This window comes from Streptomyces macrosporus, from assembly GCF_039533145.1.
Classification (GTDB): Bacteria; Actinomycetota; Actinomycetes; order Streptomycetales; family Streptomycetaceae; genus Streptomyces; species Streptomyces macrosporus.
The window spans coordinates 289,246-310,361 of sequence record NZ_BAAASZ010000017.1 but is presented as its reverse complement, the minus strand read 5'-3'; the positions used below and the strand labels follow the sequence as shown (position 1 = coordinate 310,361).

The following is a 21,116-nucleotide window of genomic DNA, read 5'->3' as shown; positions in this document are numbered from 1 at the left end:
CGTTCGCCGCCGTGACGATCATCGCCGGTGTGCCGCCGCTCCTCGCCGTGGCGGGGGCGGGGAACCTCCGGCGTGGGGGAGGAGCGGTCGAGCCCGTGGACCGTGATCCGGCGGGCCGACGCCCGCTCCCGGCCCACTGCTTCTTCGGCGGGTGTCGTTCACGGCGGGCTCCCGCACGGGTGTTGTCCGTACCGTACCCGCGTCATGGCCGCGAGACGGGCGATCGGTGCCCGGCGTACGGGCGCTCGGGTCCGCTCCGCGGGGGCGGCCGGTGCCGGTGGGCGAGAGGGACGGGGAGGGGTGCGAAGGGGTGATCGGGCGGCGTTCGGGCCGGCTAGACTTCGGCCCCATGACCACCGCAGAGCCCCACCCGTCTCGACCTGGACGGATTCGCGTCATGGATCTGTTCGCCGGGGCGGGCGGGTTCTCCGCCGGTTTCGCCGCGTACCGACCGGCCGGCGGTGGGAACCCGTTCACCTCCGTGGCGGCGGTCGAGTTCGACGCCGCCGCCGCCTCCACCTACGCGGCGAACTTCGGCGCCGCGCACGTCCACGCCGGCGACATCGCGGACTTCGACCCGACGCCCTTCAAGGGGCAGGTCGACGTGATCCTGGGAGGGCCGCCCTGCCAGGGGTTCTCCGGTCTCGGCAGCGAGAACCCCGACGATCCGCGCAACGAACTGTGGCGCGAGTACGTGAACGTCGTCGCCAAGGTGCACCCGAAGATCTTCGTGATCGAGAACGTCGACCGGTTCCTGAGATCGGGTCAGTACCGGGAACTGAAGAGCGCGTCGGAGCAGCGCGGCCACCCCCTGTACGACTACAACGTGGTCACCGCGATCCTCAACGCGGCCGACTACGGCGTACCGCAGGCCCGGCGCCGCGCCATCGTCATCTGCACCCACAAGGACTTCGCCGAACCCCTCGAACACCCCGCCCCGACGCACGCCAAGCGGGGGTACGACCCCTCGGAGGGGGAGGGGAGGGAAGCGCCGCTCCCCGCGCCGGCGGGTGCCCTGCCGCGCTGGGTCCCGGTGTCGCGCGTCTTCGACGCCTCGGCCCGCCTCCCGCTGGCGGACCGGATGCCCGAGCCGCGGGGCGGAGAGGCCCACGTCCAGGGCGTGCCGGGGTACCACCTGACCACCGACCTGCACTTCGGACGCAACCCCGAACTGCTGTCCCGCGCCCGGTACAAGGCGATTCCCGAGAACGGCAACCGCAACGACCTGCGCGGAAAGTACTTCAAGGTCGACCGCTCGGGACGCATCCGGCTGTCGACCGAGGCCGGTTACCGGCGGATCAAGGGCCCGGAGACGTACCTCTCGACCGAGAGCTGGGACAACCACACCAGGGGGTCCGGTGACGTCATGGGCCGGCTGCGCAGGAACGAGCCGTCGGTGACCATCCGCACCGAGTTCTACAAGCCGGAGAAGGGCCGGTACCTCCATCCGACGGAGGACCGACCCATCACCCACTACGAGGCCGCTCTCATCCAGGGCTTCCCGGAAGACTTCAAGTGGTACGGCTCGAAGATCCAGATCGCCCGTCAGATCGGCAACGCCGTGCCGGTCGGCCTCGCCGCGCAACTCGCCCGGGCCGTCCACGGTTTCCTCGCGCACCGGTCCTGAGCCCACCCGGCGCCCCGGCCGGCCCGGAGTCCCGGAGCGCGCCCCGCGCGCCTCAGCCGGCGGTCCCGCCGGGACGCCGGCCCGCCACCAGCGCGGCGATCCGCCGCGCGGCCTCCGCCGGGTCCTCGTGCTCCCACACCCGTACCGCGGCCCATCCGGCCTCGGCGAGACGGGCGTCGGTGTCCAGGTCGCGGGCGCGGTTGCCCTCGATCTTCCGGCGCCAGAACTCGGCGTTGTTCTTGGGCCAGGTCGCGTGCTCCGGGCAGCCGTGCCAGAAGCAGCCGTCCACGAACACCGCGACGCGGGCCGGGCCGAACACGATGTCGGCCTCCCGCCGTACGCCCTTCACCGGCCGCCGGTGGACCCGGTAGCGCAGGCCGGACGCGTGCAGCGCCCGCCGCAGCGCCAGCTCCACCTCGGTGTCGCGGCTGCGCTGCCGGCTCATCCGGGCCCGGGTCTCCGCGGTCGTCTCCAAGCTCCTCACACGCCCATTCTGCCGACCCGCGCCGACACCACGGACCCCACCGGCACCACGGGGCGCACCCACCACGTGCCTCCCGGGTCCGGCGGTCGGGATCGTCTCGCCATCGTGGTACCGGAAAAATTTCGGTAACCGCGGCGCAGAAGTCCGTTCGATCTGAGGGATGTGAACGTGTTCGCGTCGTGGACGTCAGGAGATCGCCCGGCCTGAGCTGGGAGATCGACGGAGGCGGCCGTTTCCCCCGTCGCTCGTTCCCTCGGAAAAATTCCGGTAGTCAGGATGCGGGAGGCGGTTCCGGTCAGTGAACGGCGGCCCCGGCCCCGGCGTGTCCGGCGTCCGCGAAGCGGTGGCTGAGCTGCCCCGACAGCCCGCGCCGGAGAGCGGGCCGGGGCGCGTCGACGCTCCTCCTCTCCGCCGTGAGCAGGGGTTTTCCGGTGGTGATGGTCGGCCGGAAGTGGATGGCGGTGGCGGTGAGGCCGCATTTACCGTTCTGGTAACCGCCAGGACGGTGCCGGTTCACCGCGCGGACACCCCCACGACCGTCGCGGACTCCCCCCACACCCGCCGGAAGGACTACGCCATGGCGCAACTCGCCCTGTTCCTCTGCGACATCGCCGCAGTGAGCCTCCTGGTGTTCGGCCTGTACTTCCCACGCCACCGCCGCCGAGACCTGGTGGTGGCCTACCTCGGGGTGAACGTCGGGGTGCTGGCGGTGGCCGGATCGTTGAGCGCCGCGGGCACCGGCACCGGACTGGGGCTGGGCCTGGCCCTGTTCGGCGTCCTGTCGATCATCCGATTACGCTCCACGGAACTGGATCAGCACGAGGTCGCGTACTACTTCTCCTCGCTGGCCCTGGGGCTGCTCGGCGCCGTGGAGACCTCCACCGTGTGGCGTTCGGCCGGGCTGATGGGGCTGATCCTGGCGGTGCTGTTCGTCGGCGACCACCCCAGGCTGCTGCGCCACCACCGGCGTCAGGTGATGGTGCTGGACACGGCGCTGCCCGACCACACCGCGCTGGTGGCCCACCTGGAACACACCCTGGGCGCCCGGGTCCACTCGGTGGGCGTGCAGCGGGTCGACCTGGTCAACGACACCACCGTGGTGGACGTGCGCTACCGCGGCGCTCCCGGCGCCCGCCCCCAGGGCGACACGGGCCGCGCGGGCGGCACCACCGCGGTGGCGGTGCGGCCGTGAGCGCGGGGCGTCCGGGCGCCGCGCTGGAGGCGCTGCCGCCGATCGGGCTGGACGAACTGGTCGCGCGCGCCTCGCTGCAGACCCGCGTCGACCGCAAGTACGTCCTGCCGATCGACACGGTCGACACCCTGCTCGACCGGCTGCCGCCGAACACCCGGGTGCTGGAGATCGACGGCTCCCGCACCTTCGCCTACCGGTCGCTGTACTTCGACACCCCCGAGCTGACCAGCTACCTGCTGGCCGCGCACCGCCGCCGGCGCCGGTTCAAGGTGCGCACCCGGGTCTACGAGGAGTCGGCCGAGTGCCGGCTGGAGGTGAAGGTCCGGGGGAACCGGGGCAGCACCGTCAAGGAGCGCCTGCCCTACGACCCGCGGGACTGGGACACCCTGGCACCGGGGCGCCACTTCGTCGACGCGATCCTGGCCGAGCACCGCGTCGCCGGAGGCCACCGGCTCACCCTGGTCCCGACGCTGACCACCCGGTACCGCCGCACGACCCTCTACCTTCCGGACACGGGCAGCCGGGTCACCATCGACACCGACCTGACGTGGGAGGACGGCGACCACCGCCTCCGCCTGCCCGGCACGGCGGTGGTGGAGACCAAGACCGGCTCCACGGCCTCGCACGTCGACCGGCTGCTGTGGCGCGGCCGGCACCGGCCCGGCCGCATCTCCAAGTACGCGACCGGCCTGGCCGCCCTGCGTCCGCACCTGCCCGACGGGCCCTGGCGGCGCACCCTGCGCCGGCACTTCCGGACGGAGGCGGCCGAGGTGCGGGTCGCCGAGGCGCCGGACACGGGCGCCCGGCTCGCCGGCGGCCCGGGACGGGGACGGCTCGACTCGGTGATGTCCCGCTAGGACCCGGTGACGTCCCGCCGGCGAACCGTCCGCGGACGACCGCACGCGACCCTCATTCGACGTGCCGGAACAGGATCAGTGGCAGTCGACCACGACTGCCTCCACCCCGTTACGGATAGAGGTGCAGCCGTTGTGCGCAGAAAACGAATGAGCGTGACGACCCTGCTCGCCGCGTTGGTCGCGTTGGCCGTGGTCATGACGGGCGGTGCGACGGTGTGGGGCGCCCCCGCGCCGCCGTCGGGGACGACCGAGGCCACCGGGCGGACCGCGGAGAGGAACGCCGCGCGGGACGCGAGGGACGCCGCGGAGGCGAGGGCCGCGGAGGACGCGGCGACGCTCCGGCAGCGGCGGGACGAGCTGACCGGGGACATCACGTTCTCCGTGCCCAGCGGGACCTTCCGGGGGGAGGTGTCGGTCTCCCTGGGCACGTCCGTCTCCGGCGCCCTGATCCGGTACACCACCGACGGGCGGCTGCCCACGGCCTCCTCGCCGGTGTACTCCGGCCCGCTGCGGTTCACGGCGACCACCCAGCTGCGCGCCCGGGCGTTCGTGGACGGTGCCGCCGCCGGCGAGCCGGGGACGGCGCTGTACGTCGCCCGCTCGGTCGACGCCACGCACGACCTGCCGCTGCTGGTGATGGACGCCTACGGCGGCGGGAAGCCCGGCCGCGAGTACCGGGACGTCGCCACCTTGCTGATGGACCCGAACGGCGGCACCACCTCCCTCGGCGCGGCGCCGACGGTGGCCACCCGGGCCGGTTTCCACCTGCGCGGGCAGTCCTCGGCCACGTTCGAGAAGGCCCCGTACCGGCTGGAGCTGTGGGACAACGACAACGAGGACGCCGACCACCCGATGCTGGGCATGCCGGCCGACTCCGACTGGGTGCTGCGCGGACCGTTCCCCGACAAGACCCTGATCCGCGACGCCTTCGCCTACAGCCTGGGACAGGAGCTGGGGCTGAAGGCCCCGCGCCACCGGTTCGTCGAGCTGTACCTGAACCTGGACGGGCAGCCGCTGGGCGCCGACGACTACCAGGGCGTCTACCTGCTGGACGAGACCGTCAAGCGGTCGCCGGACCGGATCGACATCGCGAACCTCAAGAAGAGCGAGCTGACGGAGCCGGCCGTCACGGGCGGCTACATCTTCAAGTTCGACGCCTTCGCGGCCCAGGAACCGAAGCTGCCGTGCACCGGCGACGCCCGGACCTGCTGGCGGGACCTGGAGGTCGTGGAGCCCTCCGCGGAGGACCTCCGACCCGAGCAGCAGACCTGGCTGGCCCGGTACGTCCAGCGGTTCCACGACGCGCTGCACGGGGCGAACCCGTCCGATCCGCAGACCGGCTACCCGGCGTACATCGACGTCGACTCCTTCGTCGACCTGATCATCCTCAACGAGCTGAGCCGCCAGGGCGACGCCTACATCCGCAGCCAGTACTTCCACAAGGACCGCGGCGGCAGGATCGTCGCGGGGCCGCTGTGGGACTACGACCTCGGTTTCGGCGCCGTCCCCGGATCGGACATGGTCCAGGGCTGGCAGTTCCAGCCGTTCTCGTTCCCCGGCTTCCCGGCCACCACCGACTGGTTCGTCAAGCTGATGCAGGACCCGTCGTTCAACCGGAAGGTCAAGCAGCGGTGGGACCGGTTGCGGCAGGGCGTGCTGTCCGACGCGCACCTGCGGTCGCGGGTCTCCCGGTTGGCCGAGCCGCTGACCGACGCGGCCCAGCGCAACTTCCGGAAGTGGCCCAACCTCGGCAGCCGCACGGTCGGGCCGTTCCAGACCAAGACCAGCCGGACCTGGCAGGAGCAGTTGCAGATGATGCAGGACTGGCTGGTCCAGCGGGCGGCCTGGATCGACTCCTCCGGCTGGCGGGTCACCGCCGGTCCCGCGGCGAAGCCGGAGGCGCGGTCGGCGCCCGTGCCGCCGCACCTCGAGGGGCGCGCGAGGCCCTGACCCGACCGCCTGTCCGGTCCGTCCGACAGTCTGTCCGTCCGACCGCCTGTCCGACCGCAGCACACCGACGGCGCACGCCGAGCCGGCCCGGTTCCGGGCCGGCTCGGCGTGCCGTGCGTATCGGGCCGTACCGGGGCACCGCACGGGCGCGGCAGAGGTGCTGCCGAATGACCGAAAAGCGTCTGCGCGGAACCTTGTCGGTGACCATCGGCGCACCTACAGTCAGGCTACCCGCCGGTATTGACATGTTCACTAATACCGGATGTCCCCGCGCGCGCCTCCACGGCCGCGGGGTGGAGCCGCACCACCGAGTACACCGATCCATCGCCGTTCGTATGCCAGAGGCACGTCCGCGACGGTCTCGTGGGCGTCGCCGGAGGGGTGTGTGATGAAGGACGCTCAGGAAAGCGCTCAGGACAGACGGGTCACGGGCCGTGTCAGATGGCGCAGGTTCGGCGCCGTCGTCGTGCCCGGCTTCGCCGTCACCGGCGCACTGGCCGTCGCGCTGGCCCAAGGGGCCCTCGCCGCGTCGTTCGCCGTGTCGGGGCAGCAGTTCAAGGTCTCCGCGGACCGCCTCACCGGTTCGGGCTTCGCGCAGTACGGGAGCGTGGACGTCAACGCCCGCGACGAACTGCTGCCCGTCGCGGTGACGGGCATCAGGGAGGCCGAGCTCGAAAGCCTCTGCCAGTCGGTCGTCACCACCCTGCCCATCCTCGGCGACATCTCGCTGAACCTCACCGCGGGCAAGCACAGGCCGGTCGAGGCCACCGACCTGTTCGTCGACGCCACCCAGCTCTCGGGCGACGCCTCGTTCAGGAACATCGAGATCGGCCGCGACGCCTCCACGCTCGACAAGGGCCCGGACGGCGCCCAGGGCATGCAGGACGCCTTCTCCCAGCAGGCCGACACCCTGGAGATCAGCAACCTGAAGCAGGTCGCCTGGGCGACCAACGCCGGGACGTTCAAACTGTCCGGACTGAGCATGAAGATCACCAAGGGCAAGCGCGAATGCTTCTGAGGTGGCGGCGCTGGCGCCGCAGCAGGCCCTTCTGGGGAGGGCTGGTCACCGTCGCCGCGGGCGTGGAGATCGCCGTCATCCCCTTGGCGCCCCTGAAGGTCATGCTGCACCAGGGCGTGGCGGGAGCCGCGTCCGTCCTCCTGGGAGCGGTCATGATCGTGATGGGGCTGTCGGCCTGGTTCGCGCCCCAGTACCGCGCGCTCGCCGGAATCCTCACGGCCATGGTCGCCGCGACGGCCCTGGTGCTCTCCAATCTCGGCGGCTTCCTGATCGGGACGGTCGCCGGTGTCATCGGCGGTGGAATGCTCTTCGGTTGGCAGCCGGACGCACCGCCGCCGTCTCCCCACCCCACCCCCCAACCCTCAGAGGAGACAGCATGACGCACCGCTCGTTACCCACCCGTGCCGCGCGCACGTCGGTTTCCCTCGGCGCCGGACTGGCCGCGGCGGCGGCCCTGGTGCTGGCCGGGACCGGTACCGCGGCGGCCGAGCCCGCCGCCGTGGCCGGCTCCACGACCGTCACCCCGGCCGGCCACTACTTCAAGGCGAACCTGGCCGGCACCGCCACCTTCAAGGCGGGCATCGTGACCGTCACCTGTACGGTCTCCACCTCGGCGCCCACCGACCCGCTCGGCACCGACGCCGACAACAGGATTCCCGACGCGCCGGGCAACACCAACGCCGCCGGTCCGGTCTCCGGCCCCATCAACCCGCCCACCTACAGCTCGTGCCGGACCAGCATGCCGGGCGTGTCCGCCTCCATCGTCACCACCGGCACCTGGGGCGTGGCCGTCCAGCACGGGACGCCGTCCACCGCCAACCTGACCATCCCCCGGCAGGGCTTCGTCCTGAAGACCAGCGGGCTGGCGAGCTGCACCGTGACCGCCGCCCCCGACGGGGACGCCACGGTCGCGGGCACCTGGACCAACGGGGCGCCGTCCCGGCTCTCCTTCTCCAACGTGTCCGTTCCCGTGGACGTCGTCGGCGGGTTCGGCTGCCCGACCAGCTCCACCAGCTCCACCTTCAGCGTCGCCTACGACATCACCGACGTGACCGACCCGGCGTCGCAGATCACCGTGACCGGGTAGACCGCGACCGAGTCGCCCGACGGGCCGCCCCGTCGGGCGACGGTCCTCGGGACAGGGCCCCGGGCGGCGACCAGGCAGCCGCCCGGGGCCCGTGGCGCGCGGGGGAGGGGCGGACGCGAGGACGCGTCAGGTCCGCGGTCGCAGCCCGTTCAGGGCGGTCTCGACCACGGCGTCGGCGAACTCGGCCGTCAGCGGTCCCTCGCGGTGCAGCCAGCGCCGCTGCAACGGCCCCCAGATCAGGTCCAGGGCGATGTCGAGGTCCACGTCGGGGGCGAGCTGTCCCGCCTCCCGGGCCCTGCGCAGGCGCCGGAGCTTGAGCTCCCTCAGGGGCCCGTCCAGCCGTTCGGCGAAGTCGGCGGCCAGCTTCGGGTCGAGGAGGATCTCGACGGTCAGGGCGCGCATCGGCTCGCTCAGGCGCGGGTCGTTCAACTCGTCGACGGTGGCGCGGAGCACCGTCTTCAGGTCCGCCTCCAGATCGCCGGTGTCGGGCAGGTCGGCGAGTTCCTCGTCCCGGCCCTCGGAGAGCGCCAGCAGCGCGTCGAAGAGCACCGCGCCCTTGGACGGCCACCAGCGGTAGATCGTCTGCTTGCCCGCGCCGGCCCGGGCGGCGATGCCCTCGATGCTCAGCCGGGCGTAACCGACCTCCCCGACCAGTTCCAGCGCGGCGTCGAGGATGGCTCGACGGGTGGCCTCGCTGCGCCGGCCGGCGTCGGGGGTTCTGCGCTGCGTCGTCATCGGGGACAGCGTACCGGAAGAGAGACGAGACGGACCGTCTTGCTTTTCGGGGAGGGTGGATCTACGGTGGGAACGCCAAGGCGAGACGGTGCGTCTCGCTCGATCGTCCGACCCAGGGAGACACCCCATGACCACCGCGCCCACACCGACCACCGACCGGGTCTGGTTCGTCACCGGGGCGAGCCGGGGCCTGGGCCGGGCCTTCACCGAGGCCGCCCTCGCCGCGGGCGACCGCGTGGCCGCCGCGTCCCGCACCCTCGCCACCCCCGAACCCCTGGCGGACCTGGCGGCCGAACACGGCGACCGGCTGCTGACCCTCCCGCTGGACGTCACCGACCGTGCGGCCGTCCACGAGACCGTCGGGAAGGCGGTGGAGCACTTCGGGCGCCTCGACGTCGTCGTCAACAACGCCGGCTTCCTGGCCACCGGGGCGGTGGAGGAGTTCTCCGAGACCCAGGCCCGCGCCCAGTTGGAGACCAACTTCTTCGGCCCCCTGTGGGTGAGCCAGGCCGTCCTGCCCCACCTGCGCGCCCGGCGCCACGGGCACATCGTGCAGATCTCCAGCATCGGCGGGCTGGGGGGCTTCCCCTTCACCGGCCTGTACAGCGCGAGCAAGTTCGCCCTGGAGGGGATGAGCGAGGCACTGGCGGCGGAGGCCGCGAGTTTCGGCGTGAAGGTCACCATCGTCGAACCCGGCGGCTACTGGACCGACCTCTACACCACCGGCCTGGTCACCGCCGAGCCCCTGGACGCCTACGCGCCGCTGCGCGCCGAGACGGAGAAGGCGATGGCCGGGAACTCGGTGGACAGCATGCCGCGCCTGGCCGCCGAGGCCCTGATGAAACTGGTCGACAGCGAGGACCCGCCGCTGCGGCTGCTGCTCGGCGACACGATCTACGACCTGGCCTTCGACCTCGTGCGCCGGCGCATGGACACCTGGGCCGCCTGGGAGGAGACCAGCCGCGCCGCCGAACACGCCGTTCCCATGCCCGAGGGATACGGCACCTGACAGTACGTCAGGGGTCTCCGTCGCCCGTCGCCCGCCGCCCCACGCGCCGGCGGACCTCGTCGGTGAGGCGGGTCAGGGCGTCGGAGACGACCGGCTCCGGCGGTACCGGATCGTCGATCCGCCGGGCCGCCTCGGGCAGCTCGGCCAGGTCGGCCTCGAACCGCTCGCGGGCCACCGACAGCGGGGCCGGCCCGGCGACGCGGTGCCCGCCGGACATCACCGTCCGGAGCAGGGGAGCGGTGTCCGGCGGCGGTTCCTCGTCCCACAGGCCGACGGTGTCGGCGATCCCCGGCCCCCGGAAGACCTGCTTGGCGCCCGGGGCCGTCGCCTTCGCCGCCGACAGCTTCATCACCGGACGCCCGTCGTAGGAGACCAGCTTGTAGGCGGAGTCCAGATAGGGCGCGTCGGCCGACACCCCCACCCGGGTGCCCACGGCGTAGACGTCGATCGGGGCGCCGGAGCGCACCAGGCGGTCGATGCCGTCCTCGTCCAGGCCGCCGCTGGCGACGATCCGCACCTCGGGCAGCCCCGCCCCGTCCAGGACGCGCCGCGCCCGCACGGCCAGGTCGCCCAGGTCGCCGCTGTCGAGCCGGATGCCGCAGCCGGTGCCCGGCGCGTGGCCCAGGTCGCGCAGCACCCGGGCGGCCGTGGCCACCCCCCGCTCGGTGTCGTAGGTGTCCACCAGGAAGGTCACCGGCCCCGGATGGGCGCGGGCGAAGGCGTGGAAGGCGGCCTCCTCGTCCTCGTACGCCTCGACGAAGGAGTGCGCCATGGTGCCCACCGCGGGCATCCCGTAGGCGGTGGCCGCGGCGACGTTGCTGGTCCCGGCGAACCCCACCAGGGAACCGAGCCGGGCCGCGCGCAGCCCCGCCTCGATCCCCTGGGTGCGGCGCAGCGAGAAGTCCACCACCGGGCGGCCGGCGGCGGCCAAGACGCAGCGGGCCGCCTTGGACGCCACGGCCGTCTGGTGGCTGAGCAGGTTGAGCAGGGCGGTCTCGGCGAGCTGCGCCTGCGGCAGCGGGGCGGTCACCTCCAGCAGGGGTTCGCCGGCCGGCACGATCCGGCCCTCCGGAACCGCCCGCACCTCGCCGGTGAACTCCAGCCCCACCAGCGGTTCGAGGTCCTCCACGGGACGGTGCAGCGCCTCGGCGAAGGCCGCCGCCTCGGCGGAGCCGATCCGCAGCCCCTCCAGATAGGACAGCGCCGACTCCAGGCCCGCGGCCACCAGGAAGCCGCGGCGCGGCGGCAGCTTCCGGACGAACAGGCTGAAGGTCGCCTCGCCGGTCATGTCGTCGCGCAGGTACGCCAGGGCCATGCTCACCTCGTACAGGTCGGTGGTGAGCGCTCCCGGCACCGTCATCTGTCCGCTCATGGTCTGTGGGGATCCGTCCTGTGCTGGTGGGGCGGGGGACGTGTGTGGGGGACCGTCAGTCGGGTTCCATGTACGGGCGGCGGAAGAGGGGCGCCCGCCCGGCGTCGTGGGGACGCACGACCGCCAGCGCCCGGTCGAGGGAGACCCCGAGCGGGACGCCGGTGTCCACGGGGACGGCCTCGGGCCACGGCGTCTCCCGGGCCGCCATGGCGGCGGCCACCTCCGCGTCCGCGTCCGAGGCCCCGGGGGCACGGCCGGCCAGGCGCGCGGCGGCCACGTCGTCCGGCACCTCGCAGCGCAGGGTCACCAGATCGGCTTCGGCGCCCTCGGCCGTGCGCCGGGCCGCCGCGCGCCGCGCCGGATCCGTCCAACTGGCGTCCAGCACCACCGACTCGCCCGAGGACAGCAGGGCGGACGCGCGCTCCAGGAGCGCGGCGTAGGTGGCCTCGGTCCACCGCGGCGCGTACAGCCCCTCGCCGTAGCCGGCCGCGGCGGACCGCTCCGCCGGGATGCCCGCCACCTCCTTGCGGACGCGGTCGCTGGAGAGCAGCACCATCCCCGACCGGTCGGCCAGCGCGCCGGCGAGCGTGGACTTGCCGCTGCCCGGAAGCCCCCCGACCAGGACCAGCTTCACGGCGGAGGTCCGCAGGTGGCGCAGGGCCACCGCCACCAGCTGCCGCGCCGCCTGCCCGGTGCCGGGCGCGCCCTGCCGCGCCTGGAAGAGGGAGACCTTGGCCCGGACGAAGGCGCGGTAGGCGACGTAGTGGTGCCACAGGGAGGTCGGCGCGGGATCACCGGAGTACTCGCCGTACCGGGCGAGGAAGAACGCGGCGGCCTCCGCGGCGCCCAGCCGCTCCAGGTCCATCGCGAGGAACGCCGCGTCGTCCAGGCCGTCGACGTACCGCAGCCGGTCGTCGAACTCCAGGCAGTCCAGGACGCGCGGGCCGTCCGCCAGGCAGAAGACGTCCTCGGCCAGCAGGTCGCCGTGGCCGTCGACCACCCGCCCCTGCCGGACGCGGGCCTCGAACAACCGCTCGCGACCGGCGAGGTAACGGCGCGCCAACCCCTCGACCTCCGCCACCCCCTCGGGCACCTCGACGTCCCCCTCCACCGCGCGGACCTGCGCGAAGCTCGCCTCCCAGCGCGAGGCGAGCGCGTCCCGCGTGCCCTGCGCGGCGACCTCCGGACCGCGCGGGGCCTTCGCGTGCCACGTCGCGAGCAGCCGGGCCACGGCCCGCAGCGGGTCCTCGACGTCCTCGCCCCGCCGCACCAGGTGGGACAGGCGGCGCTCGATCGGCATGCGGCGCATCACCACCATCGGCTCCGGCTCGGGAGCGCCCGCGGCCGGGTCCTCGGCGGGGCGGTGCACCTCGGCCAGACCCAGGTAGACGTCGGGGGCGAAACGGCGGTTGAGCTCGATCTCCCGCTCGCACCCCCGCCGCCGCGCGGCGGGCGTGGTGAAGTCCACGAACTCCAGGTCCACCGGCTTCTTGAGCTTGTAGACGCGGTCCCCGACGAAGAACACGACCGCGGTGTGGGTCTCGTACACGCCCGCGCGCGGGGACCCCGCCGCCCGCGGGCCCGTACCGGCCCGGGAGGCGGACGCGTCGGTTCGCGGAGTGGACATCCTCGTGCTCCCTGGACGGCTGTTCCCCGGCCTGCGGGGACGGGCGGAGCGGGACGCTCCGGTGCGTGGTGGGGGAGTACCGGGGACGCCCCGTCCGGAAACCCCCCGCCCGGACCGGGACTCCGCCGTCCGATGGAACCCCCGAGGTCCCGGGGGTACCGTGGAGAACGGAAGCCGGACGCGCATCGACGCCGAGGAGGTGCCGTCGATGCCCGAGGAGACGAACACCGGGCGGGCAGGCCCCGCACGCGCTCCGCGCCCGGATGAGGCCGCGGGCCGCACGTCCGGCCGTCCCCGCGACCCCCACGCCACAGACCCGCCCCCGGCGGTCGGCGGGCCACGCCGCCCGACGGCCGAGCCGCCGGAGAACCACCGGCGCGGACGGCACCCGCCGGAGCGAAGGCCGCGTCGAAGGGCGCGGCGGCGCACCTCCGGGCGCATCGCACAAGCGCACCCGAGGCGCATCCCAGGACGCATCCCCCGGTGAACCGGACGGCGCATCGAGGCCGACCGCGTCCACCACCCCATCGGCGGACCCCAGCGGTCCGCGCCACGACAGGGAGCAGACGATGCCGCAGCACACACAGGACTGGCAGGTCCGCCTCCACCTCTCCGAGGAGGAGGGCACGACGAAGGCACGCGCGGTACTGGACATCGGCGGCACGGCGGTCACCGGCCAGGGTGTCGCGCGCCGCAACCCACACGACAGGGACATCCCCGAGATCGGCGACGAACTCGCGGCGGGCCGGGCGATGAACGACCTGGCGCAGAAACTGTTGACCATCGCACGGACCGACATCGAGGGCCTCTCCCACCCCGGCCCCTGAGCCGTCCCCGCACCCCGACCCGCACCGCACCACGGCGATCGGCCGCACGCCGGGCCCCGCACCCGGGCCCGGCGCGGTGCCGCGGGCGTCCCGCACACAACCGTCCACCGACCGGCGGACGGGCGACAGCCAGGGAGAACCGGTGAGCACACGGACACTCTCCGAAGAACGCGTGGCGGACCTGGTCCACGACGCCACCGCGGCCCCGTCCCTGTACAACGCGCAACCCTGGCGCTTCCACTGCCTGCGGGGCGAACGCACCTTCGAGGTCCGCGCGGACCCCGGGCGCGGCCTGCCGCACACCGACCCCGACGCGCGCGGCCTCCACATCGGCTGCGGAGCGGCCGTGCTCAACCTGAGGGTCGCCGCCGCCCACGCCGGTTGGCGCCCGGAGACCCGGCTGCTGCCCGACCCGAGGGACCCCGCCCTGCTCGCCACCGTGCACCTGGTCGACCCCGACGGCGGAGAGAGCGACCTCGCCGCGCTGTACCCGGCGGTCCGCCGACGGCACACCAGCCGCCGGCCGTACGCCGAGACCCGGATCCCCGAGGCCGTGCGGTCCGCCCTGGCCCGGGCCGCCCGCCGGGAGGGGGCCCTGCTGGACTTCCCGAGCCCCCGGCACCTGCGGTGGGTCCTGGAACTCACCGAGGAGGCCGAGGCCCGCAACCGCACCGACCCCGGCCGGCGGGAGGACCTGGCGCGGTGGGCCCGCACCGGACCCGGGACGGACGGCCCGACCGGGGACGGCGGCCCCGCCCGCGCCCTCGGGCCGCGCACCCGCGAGGGCAGCGTCCCCGTGCGCGACCACGCCGGCGCCCGGCGGACGCCCGGCCGCGGATCGGCGGACTTCGAGCGCTCCCCCCAACTGGCCCTGCTCAGCACGCTCAGGGACCGCCCCGAGGACTGGCTGAGGGCGGGTCAGGCCATGGAGCGCGTCCTGCTGCTGGCCACCTCCGAGGGCCTGGTCGGGTCGCCCGTCACCCAGGCCGTCGAGTGGCCCGACCTGCGCTGGCCGCTGCGCGACCCCGTCTCCGGAAAGGGACTGGTGCAGGTGGTGCTGCGCCTGGGCTACGGACCCCCGGGGCCCGAGACGCCGCGCCGCCCGCTGCCGGAGATCCTCGACGTCGACCCCTAGCCGCCCCGGCCCCGGAGGGGCGCGCGGACACGACGGAACCGGGGCGGCGGGCCGAGCCCGCCGCCCCGCCCCTCCCGGCGAACGCCTCGTGAACGGCGGCGGGGAGGACCGTCCGCGTCCCGCGGACCCCCGGGCGCGCCGGCCGGCGCTCCACCGTGCCGCGTCCCTCCCCCCGGTCCTCTCCGTCACCCCGAGCACACCCGATCGCGGCCCGCCGGGCACGGGGCCGGACGTCCCCGCGGCCAGGGACCTCCGGCCCCGTCCGCGCCGCCGCGGGGAGCGGGTCGGGCCGTCGGCCGAGTCCTGCCGGGCTCCGCCGGGACGCCGGTGGGGCCCGGCACGCGAAGCCGGCGCCGTACCGGCGGTCGAGCGCCCTGCGGGCGGCGACGTGACCGGCGGCGGACGGGCTTCCGCCGGAAAAGTGTGCCAAGCGGCCCGGAGCCGAGACCCCGCGCCGGACCGGAGGCGTCCGGACGGCCGGCACAACTCCCTTGCCGCCGAGGCGGGTTGACTTGCCGGGGGGGAAGTCCGGAAAGCGACCGGCACGGCGGGGGCGGGGCAGCGGCCCGGTGACGGGGGCCGTTACGGTGGGGGACCGGAAGGCTCTTGGGCCTGGCGGAGGGACCTGTGGGCATGGCGGGCAAGGGGCACGGCGACGCCGGTCGGCTGCCACGGCTGCAACTGGACGAGCTGCTGGACGAGTTGCAGGTGCGCATCGACGCCGTGCGCGGCACCCGGGACCGGGTGCACAGCCTGCTCGAGGCCGTGCTGTCGGTGGGGCGCGAACTGGACCTGTCGCAGGTGCTCCAGCGGATCGTGGAGGCCGCGGTGGTCCTGGTGGACGCCGAGTACGGCGCCCTGGGGGTGATCGGGGAGGACGGCAGGCTCTCCCGGTTCATCCCGGTGGGGCTGGACGAGGAGCAGATCGAGGCCATCGGCCCGCTGCCCTCGGGCCACGGGCTGCTGGGCGAGTTGATCCGCAACCCCGAGCCGTTGCGGGTGCCGGACCTCTCGCGGCATCCGGGCTCCAGCGGCTTCCCGCCCAACCATCCGCCGATGCACTCCTTTCTGGGCGTGCCGATCCGGGTGCGCGAGGAGGTGTTCGGGAACCTCTACCTGACCGAGAAGCGGGGCGGCCGGGAGTTCGACGCCGAGGACGAGACGGTGCTGTCCACCCTGGCGGTGGCGGCGGGTGTGGCGATCGAGAACGCCCGGCTGTACGAGCAGACGCGCAACCGGGAGCGCTGGCTGCGGGCGAACACCGAGATCACCGCCGGGCTGCTGTCCGGTGTGGACGAGCAGCGGGTGCTGGAGCTGATCGTCGAGCACGCGCGTCGGATCCTCTCGGCGGACCTGGGGGTGCTGGCCCTGCCCTTGGAGGGCACCGACAACCTGCAGGTGGCGTTGGCCACGGGGGAGCGCAGCGAGGTGTTCCGGGGGCTGGTGCTGCCCCGGCGGGGGTCGTTCCTGGGGGCGGCGATCGAGGCGGGGGAGTCGATCACCAGCACCCGTATCGCGGACGATCCGCGGATCACGTCGGGCCCGTCGCGGTGGGAGGGGATGGGGCCCGCGGTCGCGGTGCCGATGGGCACCGGGGACGGGGCGCACGGCGCGCTGCTGCTGGTGCGCAGGGGGAAGGCGTCGGTGTTCACCGAGGTGGAGACGGCTCCGCTGCTGTCCTTCGCGGCCCAGGCGGGGGTCGCGATGGAGTTGGCGAAGCGGCGGCGGGCGGCCGAGCAGGTCGCGCTGCTGGAGGACCGGGACCGCATCGCGCGGGATCTGCACGACCTGGCCATCCAGCGGCTCTTCGCCACGGGGATGACGTTGCAGAGCGCGGTGCGTTTCGTCCGGCACCCGGAGGCGAGCGAGCGGTTGCTGCGGGCCGTGGACGATCTGGACGAGACCATCAAGATCATCAGGTCGACGATCTTCGGGTTGCGCGGTCACGGCACCGGCCCCGCCGGTCGGGGCTGCGGGTGCGGGTGGCGACGGTGGTGGAGGAGGCCGTGCGGAGCCTGGGTTTCACGCCGGCTCTGCGGATGGAGGGGCTGGTGGACACCGATGTGCCGCCCGCCGTGGCCGACGACGTGGTGGCGGTGCTGGGGGAGGCGCTGTCCAACGTCGCGCGGCACGCGGACGCCTCGGTGGCCGAGGTCTCGCTCGTGGTGGGGTCCGGCACCGTGACCGTCACGGTGGTGGACAACGGGGTGGGCATTCCCGAGGGGGGTCGTCGCAGCGGTCTGAAGAACCTGGCGGAGCGGGCGGAGAAGCTCGGCGGGGAGTTGCTGGTGGAGTCGCCGCGGGACGGCGGCAGCCGGCTGGTGTGGCGGGTTCCGCTGGCCGGGGGGTGAGTTCGGCCGTCGTCGCGCGCCGGTTTCCCGCGCCGGTTTCCGGGGTCTTCCGGGCCGGTCGGCGGGGTGGCGGGCGTCGCGCGGGTCGGGGCGGTGTGGGGCCGCCGTGCCGGTTTCCGGTCGGGGTGCTGCGCGGCGGCCCGTGGGGGTGTGGCGGGGTGGGTGCGGTCAGATGATCTGGGGTGCGCCGGTGAGTTCGTCGGCGATCGCGTGGGCCCAGCGTCGGATGCGTTCGCGGTTGCGGAAGTCTCCGCCCTTGCCGTGTGCGAGGAGTTGCCGGGCGATGAATCCTCGGGCGTCGTCGGCGAGGCTGCCGCCGAAGGTGACGTGTTCGTAGGCGTCCAGTCGGGCGGCGATGCGTGTCACCTGGGGGGTGGGCGGGATGTCGTGTTCGTCGGCGGAGGTGTCGAGTGGGCCGCTGCTGAACAGCCACACCGGCCGTCGTGCCAGTTCGTGACACCGGCGGCGGGCGAGGCGGGTGGCCTGCCGGTGCCAGCGGCCGGCGTACAGGCCCGAGCCGAGGAGGACGGCGTCGTAGGGAGCGAGGTCGTCGACCTCGGCCGCGGGCAGCACGTCGGCTTCCAGGTGCCTTTCGCGGAGGGCTGCGCCGATCCACTGGGCGATTTCGGCGGTGGAGCCGTTCTTCGAGCCGTAGGCGACGAGCACGTGTCGTGCGGTCATCGCCGACCGCCTCCTTCCTGTGCGTGCTCGGTGGTGCGGCGTGGTGTCGCCGCGGGCGTGTCGTCGGGGCCGTCGGGGTCGTCGGGCCTCGTCGCGGCCACACGGGGACGCCTACCCCGTGCGGTCGGTCGTGTGACGTGGGTGGGTTCTCGGGGATCCGTGTCTCCTGCCGCGGGCGGGTACTCGGCTCGGGGTCGGGAAGCGGGGCGGAGCGCCGCTCCGTCCGGAGGTCTGGAGGTGCACGCCATGACCCGCGCCGTCATCGTGGGCCTGGACGGCTCGCGCGAGAGTCTGGCCGCCGCGGACTGGGCGGCTCGTGAGGCGCAGTTGCGTTCGCTGCCGTTGCGGCTGGTGCACGTGGAGGAGACGGAGTCCCACCATCCGCGTTTCGTGTCCTCGCTGGACGCGGAGGCGCGGGAGAGGTGGCGGCGGGTGCCGGACGAGGTGGCGGCCGGTCTGTCGGCGGGGCATCCCGGTCTGGAGGTCGTGGTCGAGCGGGCCGCGGGGCGTCCGGCCGAGGTGCTGAGGGAGGTGGCGGCCGGTGCCGGGATGCTGGTGCTGGGGTCGCACGGCAGGGGGGCGCTGGCGGGTTTCCTGGTGGGCTCGGTCGCCCTGTCCGCCGTGGCCCACACCCGGTGTCCGCTGGTGTTGGTGCGGGCGGGGGGCGAGAGGGAGGGGGACGGCGGGGGCCGGGGGGAGCGCGGTCCGTACCGCGATGTCGTGTTGGGGGTGGATCCGAGCAGGCCGAACGAGGAGTTGGTGGAGTTCGCCTTCGACGCGGCGGCTCTGCGGGGCGCGCTGCTGCGTGTCGTCCACGGTTGGGAGCCGCCGCCGGTGTACGGGATCAATCCGGTGGCCCTGGGCCCCAATCCGGTGGACGACCTGGCCGGGGAGAAGGAGCAGGCGTTGGCGGCGGCGTTGCGTCCGTGGCGGGAGAAGTATCCGCAGGTGGAGGTGGTGGAGCAGGCCGTGATCGGGCGGCCCGCCCGGCATCTGCTGGAGGCCGCCGAGGAGGCGGATCTGGTGGTCGTCGGGCGGCACGTCCGGCGTTCTCCGCTGGGTTTCCACGTCGGGCCGGTGACCCATGCGCTCATGCACCACTCGCCCGCGCCGGTCGCCGTCGTTCCGTACCACTGACGTGTCCGCGCGGTGTCCGGGGACGGTTCCCGGCATGGGTCCGCACGGCGTGACGGCGGGACGGCGTGCGGGTGGCGGGGGTCTCCGGGCGTTCCGCGGTCGTCCGGGGGCGTCCAAGCGGAAACGGGAGTTTCCGTACACCCTTGTAGATAGCGGGACGGAGTTCGCGTTCCGCTGTGGCAGGGACGGGAGGAAGGACGATGGACGCCAACGGCACACCGCCCCCCGCGGAGCGGGAACCGCGGGGGCACGTGGCGGTCGGGGTGGACGGTTCCCCACGGTCCGAGGCGGCCCTGCGGGAGGCGGCGCCGCAGGCGCGGCGCCGCGCGGTTCCGTTGGAGGTCGTGCACGGTCGGCCGTGGTCCCGTTTGGGGGGCACCGGGCGCGGGTTCGGTCCGCCCTCCCGCGAGGACGCCCAGGCGCTGGCGGACGCGGCGGCGGATCGGGCGCGGGAGCTCGAACCCGGGCTGACGGTCCTGGCCGGGGTCTCGGAGGAGGACGCCGCCGAGGCCCTGGTGGAGGTGAGCGGGCGCGCGGCGCTGACCGTGGTCGGCTCCCGCGGTCTGGGCGGGTTCGCCGGGCTGCTGCTCGGTTCGGTGAGCCTGCGGGTCGCCGCGCACGCCGCCGGGCCCCTGCTGCTCGTGCGGGGCGGCCCGGAGCCGGAGGGGGGCGGCGCGGTCCACGGCACCGTCGTGGTCGGGGTCGAGAGCGACGCCGACGCCGATGCGGTGGAGCTGGCCTTCGAGGAGGCCGCGGCCCGGCACGCCGAGCTGGCGGCGCTGCACGCCTGGATCTACCACCACCTGTCCCCGCCCGGCGAGCCGCTGGTGCCCTCCAGTCCGTTGGAGGAGGACATCGCGCGGATCGCGCGTACCGAGGCGGCGGTGGCCGAGGGGGTGGTGGCTCCGTTCCGCGAGAAGTATCCGCGGGTGCGCGCGCGGGTCAGGACGGTCAACGGCAGCGCCCAGCACGTCCTGATCGAGGCGAGTCGGGCGGCGGATCTGGTGGTGCTGGCCGCCCACCGGGGGCGCGGCCGGCTGGCGATGCGGCTGGGTCCGGTGGTGCACGCCCTGATCCACCACGCCCACTGCCCGGTGCTGATGGTGCCGGTTCCCGGCAAGGGGGGTGCGAGGACGTGACCGCCGTCCCGGCGGGCCTGCGGCACCAGATCCGCCGTGACCGGGGCGCGGTCGCGTGTCCGCCGGTGCCGTCGCCCGCTTTCCGCGCCCGGTTCCCGGCCGTCGTCGAACGAAGGAGCTGATCACCGTGGTCGATCAGGCGGCGACCGAGCCGGTCGTGCCGGTGCGGGTGGAGGCGGCGTTGGACGAGCCGCTGTCGCGTTGGCTGTGGCTGGTGAAGTGGATTCTGCTGATCCCGCACTACGTGGTGCTGTTCTTCCTGTGGATCGCGTTCGCCGTGGTGACCGTGATCGCGTTCTTCGCCGTGCTGTTCACCGGCCGCTATCCGCGTCCGCTGTTCGCCTTCAACCTCGGTGTGCTGCGCTGGAACTGGCGCGTGACGTACTACTCCCACGGGGCGTTCGCCACCGACCGCTATCCGCCCTTCAGCCTGGGTCCGGAGCCGGACTATCCGGCGCGGCTGGACGTCGTCCGTCCCGAGCGGCTCTCGCGCGGTCTGGTGCTGGTGAAGTGGTGGCTGCTGGCGATCCCGCACTACATCGTGGTGGGGTTCCTCACCGGCGGCGCGGGCGGTGCGGGCGGGGAGCGGTGGTGGTTCGCCTATGCCGGGCTGATCGCCGTCCTGGCGTTCTTCGCGGTGGTCGCCGTGGCCTTCACCGGCGTCTATCCCAGGGGGCTGTACGACCTGGTCGTCGGGTTGAACCGGTGGGTGCTGCGGGTGGTGGCCTACGTGGCGTTGATGACGGACGTCTATCCGCCCTTCCGGCTGGACCAGGGCGGTGCCGAGCGGAAACCGGCGCCGTGATCGAGGCGTTGGTGGTGCCCTTCCTGATCGCGCACGCCCTGGTGCACTTCCGCGTCCGGGTGACTCCGGTGGATCCCGACCGT

At 73.9% G+C, this 21,116-nt stretch carries 18 protein-coding genes and 1 pseudogene; 14 read left to right on the top strand and 5 right to left on the bottom strand.

Features of this window, described 5'->3' with window-relative positions:
* The first annotated feature begins 397 nt into the window (after positions 1 to 397).
* The gene (locus tag ABD335_RS09810; protein ID WP_344321768.1) at positions 398 to 1,627 is read left to right on the top strand and encodes a DNA cytosine methyltransferase; all 1,230 of its coding nucleotides are present in this window, start codon (positions 398 to 400) and stop codon (positions 1,625 to 1,627) included.
* A gap of 52 nt (positions 1,628 to 1,679) precedes the next feature.
* On the opposite strand, the gene ABD335_RS09805 is transcribed toward ABD335_RS09810, so the two are convergent.
* Positions 1,680 to 2,111, bottom strand: coding sequence for a very short patch repair endonuclease (locus ABD335_RS09805; protein WP_344321767.1), 432 nt, complete (start codon positions 2,109 to 2,111; stop codon positions 1,680 to 1,682).
* A 577-nt stretch (positions 2,112 to 2,688) separates the two neighbouring features.
* Between ABD335_RS09805 and ABD335_RS09800 the strand changes: the two genes are divergently transcribed.
* From ABD335_RS09800 to ABD335_RS09775, 6 genes are all read left to right on the top strand, one after another.
* Complete coding sequence (locus ABD335_RS09800) at positions 2,689 to 3,303, top strand: DUF4956 domain-containing protein (RefSeq protein ID WP_344321765.1); 615 nt, start codon at positions 2,689 to 2,691, stop codon at positions 3,301 to 3,303.
* The gene (locus ABD335_RS09795) at positions 3,300 to 4,160 is read left to right on the top strand and encodes a polyphosphate polymerase domain-containing protein (protein WP_344321764.1); all 861 of its coding nucleotides are present in this window, start codon (positions 3,300 to 3,302) and stop codon (positions 4,158 to 4,160) included. Before ABD335_RS09800 ends, ABD335_RS09795 begins: the two co-directional genes overlap by 4 nt.
* A gap of 147 nt (positions 4,161 to 4,307) precedes the next feature.
* On the top strand, positions 4,308 to 6,110 hold the full coding sequence (locus ABD335_RS09790) for a CotH kinase family protein (RefSeq protein ID WP_344321763.1): 1,803 nt from the start codon (positions 4,308 to 4,310) through the stop codon (positions 6,108 to 6,110).
* 388 nt (positions 6,111 to 6,498) lie between these two features.
* On the top strand, positions 6,499 to 7,128 hold the full coding sequence (locus tag ABD335_RS09785) for a DUF6230 family protein (protein ID WP_344321762.1): 630 nt from the start codon (positions 6,499 to 6,501) through the stop codon (positions 7,126 to 7,128).
* Positions 7,119 to 7,508: a DUF6114 domain-containing protein gene (locus ABD335_RS09780; RefSeq protein WP_344321761.1), complete on the top strand. Its 390-nt coding sequence runs from the start codon at positions 7,119 to 7,121 to the stop codon at positions 7,506 to 7,508. Before ABD335_RS09785 ends, ABD335_RS09780 begins: the two co-directional genes overlap by 10 nt.
* Positions 7,505 to 8,215 carry a hypothetical protein gene (locus ABD335_RS09775; RefSeq protein WP_344321760.1) on the top strand — a complete coding sequence of 237 codons (711 nt, stop codon included), beginning with the start codon at positions 7,505 to 7,507 and terminating at the stop codon, positions 8,213 to 8,215. The genes ABD335_RS09780 and ABD335_RS09775 overlap by 4 nt, the downstream gene beginning before the upstream one ends.
* A gap of 126 nt (positions 8,216 to 8,341) precedes the next feature.
* Here ABD335_RS09775 and ABD335_RS09770 read toward each other — a convergent pair whose 3' ends face one another.
* Positions 8,342 to 8,950 carry a TetR/AcrR family transcriptional regulator gene (locus ABD335_RS09770; RefSeq protein WP_344321759.1) on the bottom strand — a complete coding sequence of 203 codons (609 nt, stop codon included), beginning with the start codon at positions 8,948 to 8,950 and terminating at the stop codon, positions 8,342 to 8,344.
* Between the two features lie 127 nt (positions 8,951 to 9,077).
* On the opposite strand from ABD335_RS09770, the gene ABD335_RS09765 reads away from it, so the two are divergent.
* Complete coding sequence (locus tag ABD335_RS09765) at positions 9,078 to 9,959, top strand: SDR family NAD(P)-dependent oxidoreductase (protein ID WP_344321758.1); 882 nt, start codon at positions 9,078 to 9,080, stop codon at positions 9,957 to 9,959.
* Positions 9,960 to 9,966: 7 nt separating this feature from the next.
* On the opposite strand, the gene ABD335_RS09760 is transcribed toward ABD335_RS09765, so the two are convergent.
* Together ABD335_RS09760 and ABD335_RS09755 are read right to left on the bottom strand one after the other, a co-directional pair.
* Complete coding sequence (locus tag ABD335_RS09760) at positions 9,967 to 11,331, bottom strand: nicotinate phosphoribosyltransferase (RefSeq protein WP_344321757.1); 1,365 nt, start codon at positions 11,329 to 11,331, stop codon at positions 9,967 to 9,969.
* Between the two features lie 55 nt (positions 11,332 to 11,386).
* Positions 11,387 to 12,958 (bottom strand): bifunctional aminoglycoside phosphotransferase/ATP-binding protein, encoded by a 1,572-nt coding sequence (locus ABD335_RS09755; protein WP_425583587.1) that lies wholly within the window; start codon positions 12,956 to 12,958, stop codon positions 11,387 to 11,389.
* A 569-nt stretch (positions 12,959 to 13,527) separates the two neighbouring features.
* Between ABD335_RS09755 and ABD335_RS09750 the strand changes: the two genes are divergently transcribed.
* The 3 genes and pseudogenes from ABD335_RS09750 to ABD335_RS09740 all read left to right on the top strand — a co-directional run bounded on the left by ABD335_RS09750 (position 13,528) and on the right by ABD335_RS09740 (position 17,271).
* Positions 13,528 to 13,785, top strand: coding sequence for a DUF1876 domain-containing protein (locus ABD335_RS09750; RefSeq protein ID WP_344321756.1), 258 nt, complete (start codon positions 13,528 to 13,530; stop codon positions 13,783 to 13,785).
* A gap of 142 nt (positions 13,786 to 13,927) precedes the next feature.
* Positions 13,928 to 14,920, top strand: a complete 993-nt coding sequence (locus tag ABD335_RS09745; RefSeq protein WP_344321755.1) for an Acg family FMN-binding oxidoreductase — start codon at positions 13,928 to 13,930, stop codon at positions 14,918 to 14,920.
* Positions 14,921 to 15,553: 633 nt separating this feature from the next.
* Positions 15,554 to 17,271, top strand: a pseudogene (locus ABD335_RS09740) (sensor histidine kinase).
* Between the two features lie 168 nt (positions 17,272 to 17,439).
* On the opposite strand, the gene ABD335_RS09735 reads toward ABD335_RS09740, so the two are convergent.
* Positions 17,440 to 17,952, bottom strand: coding sequence for a flavodoxin domain-containing protein (locus ABD335_RS09735; RefSeq protein ID WP_344321754.1), 513 nt, complete (start codon positions 17,950 to 17,952; stop codon positions 17,440 to 17,442).
* Between the two features lie 246 nt (positions 17,953 to 18,198).
* Here ABD335_RS09735 and ABD335_RS09730 point away from each other — a divergent pair, with 246 nt between their 5' ends.
* The 3 genes from ABD335_RS09730 (at position 18,199) to ABD335_RS09720 (ending at position 21,033) form a co-directional block, all read left to right on the top strand.
* The gene (locus tag ABD335_RS09730; RefSeq protein ID WP_344321753.1) at positions 18,199 to 19,089 is read left to right on the top strand and encodes a universal stress protein; all 891 of its coding nucleotides are present in this window, start codon (positions 18,199 to 18,201) and stop codon (positions 19,087 to 19,089) included.
* Between the two features lie 200 nt (positions 19,090 to 19,289).
* The gene (locus ABD335_RS09725; protein WP_344321752.1) at positions 19,290 to 20,228 is read left to right on the top strand and encodes a universal stress protein; all 939 of its coding nucleotides are present in this window, start codon (positions 19,290 to 19,292) and stop codon (positions 20,226 to 20,228) included.
* Positions 20,229 to 20,355: 127 nt separating this feature from the next.
* Positions 20,356 to 21,033 carry a DUF4389 domain-containing protein gene (locus tag ABD335_RS09720; protein WP_344321751.1) on the top strand — a complete coding sequence of 226 codons (678 nt, stop codon included), beginning with the start codon at positions 20,356 to 20,358 and terminating at the stop codon, positions 21,031 to 21,033.
* Positions 21,034 to 21,116: the final 83 nt, after the last annotated feature.

Coding starts and splice junctions, on each gene's coding strand:
- ABD335_RS09790 (WP_344321763.1), top strand. CDS start 4,308: ATGAGCGTGACGACCCTGCTCGCCGCGTTGGTCGCGTTGGCCGTGGTC.
- ABD335_RS09725 (WP_344321752.1), top strand. CDS start 19,290: ATGGACGCCAACGGCACACCGCCCCCCGCGGAGCGGGAACCGCGGGGG.
- ABD335_RS09770 (WP_344321759.1), bottom strand. CDS start 8,950: ATGACGACGCAGCGCAGAACCCCCGACGCCGGCCGGCGCAGCGAGGCC.
- ABD335_RS09785 (WP_344321762.1), top strand. CDS start 6,499: ATGAAGGACGCTCAGGAAAGCGCTCAGGACAGACGGGTCACGGGCCGT.
- ABD335_RS09800 (WP_344321765.1), top strand. CDS start 2,689: ATGGCGCAACTCGCCCTGTTCCTCTGCGACATCGCCGCAGTGAGCCTC.
- ABD335_RS09755 (WP_425583587.1), bottom strand. CDS start 12,958: ATGTCCACTCCGCGAACCGACGCGTCCGCCTCCCGGGCCGGTACGGGC.
- ABD335_RS09810 (WP_344321768.1), top strand. CDS start 398: ATGGATCTGTTCGCCGGGGCGGGCGGGTTCTCCGCCGGTTTCGCCGCG.
- ABD335_RS09760 (WP_344321757.1), bottom strand. CDS start 11,331: ATGAGCGGACAGATGACGGTGCCGGGAGCGCTCACCACCGACCTGTAC.
- ABD335_RS09730 (WP_344321753.1), top strand. CDS start 18,199: ATGACCCGCGCCGTCATCGTGGGCCTGGACGGCTCGCGCGAGAGTCTG.
- ABD335_RS09735 (WP_344321754.1), bottom strand. CDS start 17,952: ATGACCGCACGACACGTGCTCGTCGCCTACGGCTCGAAGAACGGCTCC.
- ABD335_RS09775 (WP_344321760.1), top strand. CDS start 7,505: ATGACGCACCGCTCGTTACCCACCCGTGCCGCGCGCACGTCGGTTTCC.
- ABD335_RS09750 (WP_344321756.1), top strand. CDS start 13,528: ATGCCGCAGCACACACAGGACTGGCAGGTCCGCCTCCACCTCTCCGAG.
- ABD335_RS09765 (WP_344321758.1), top strand. CDS start 9,078: ATGACCACCGCGCCCACACCGACCACCGACCGGGTCTGGTTCGTCACC.
- ABD335_RS09780 (WP_344321761.1), top strand. CDS start 7,119: ATGCTTCTGAGGTGGCGGCGCTGGCGCCGCAGCAGGCCCTTCTGGGGA.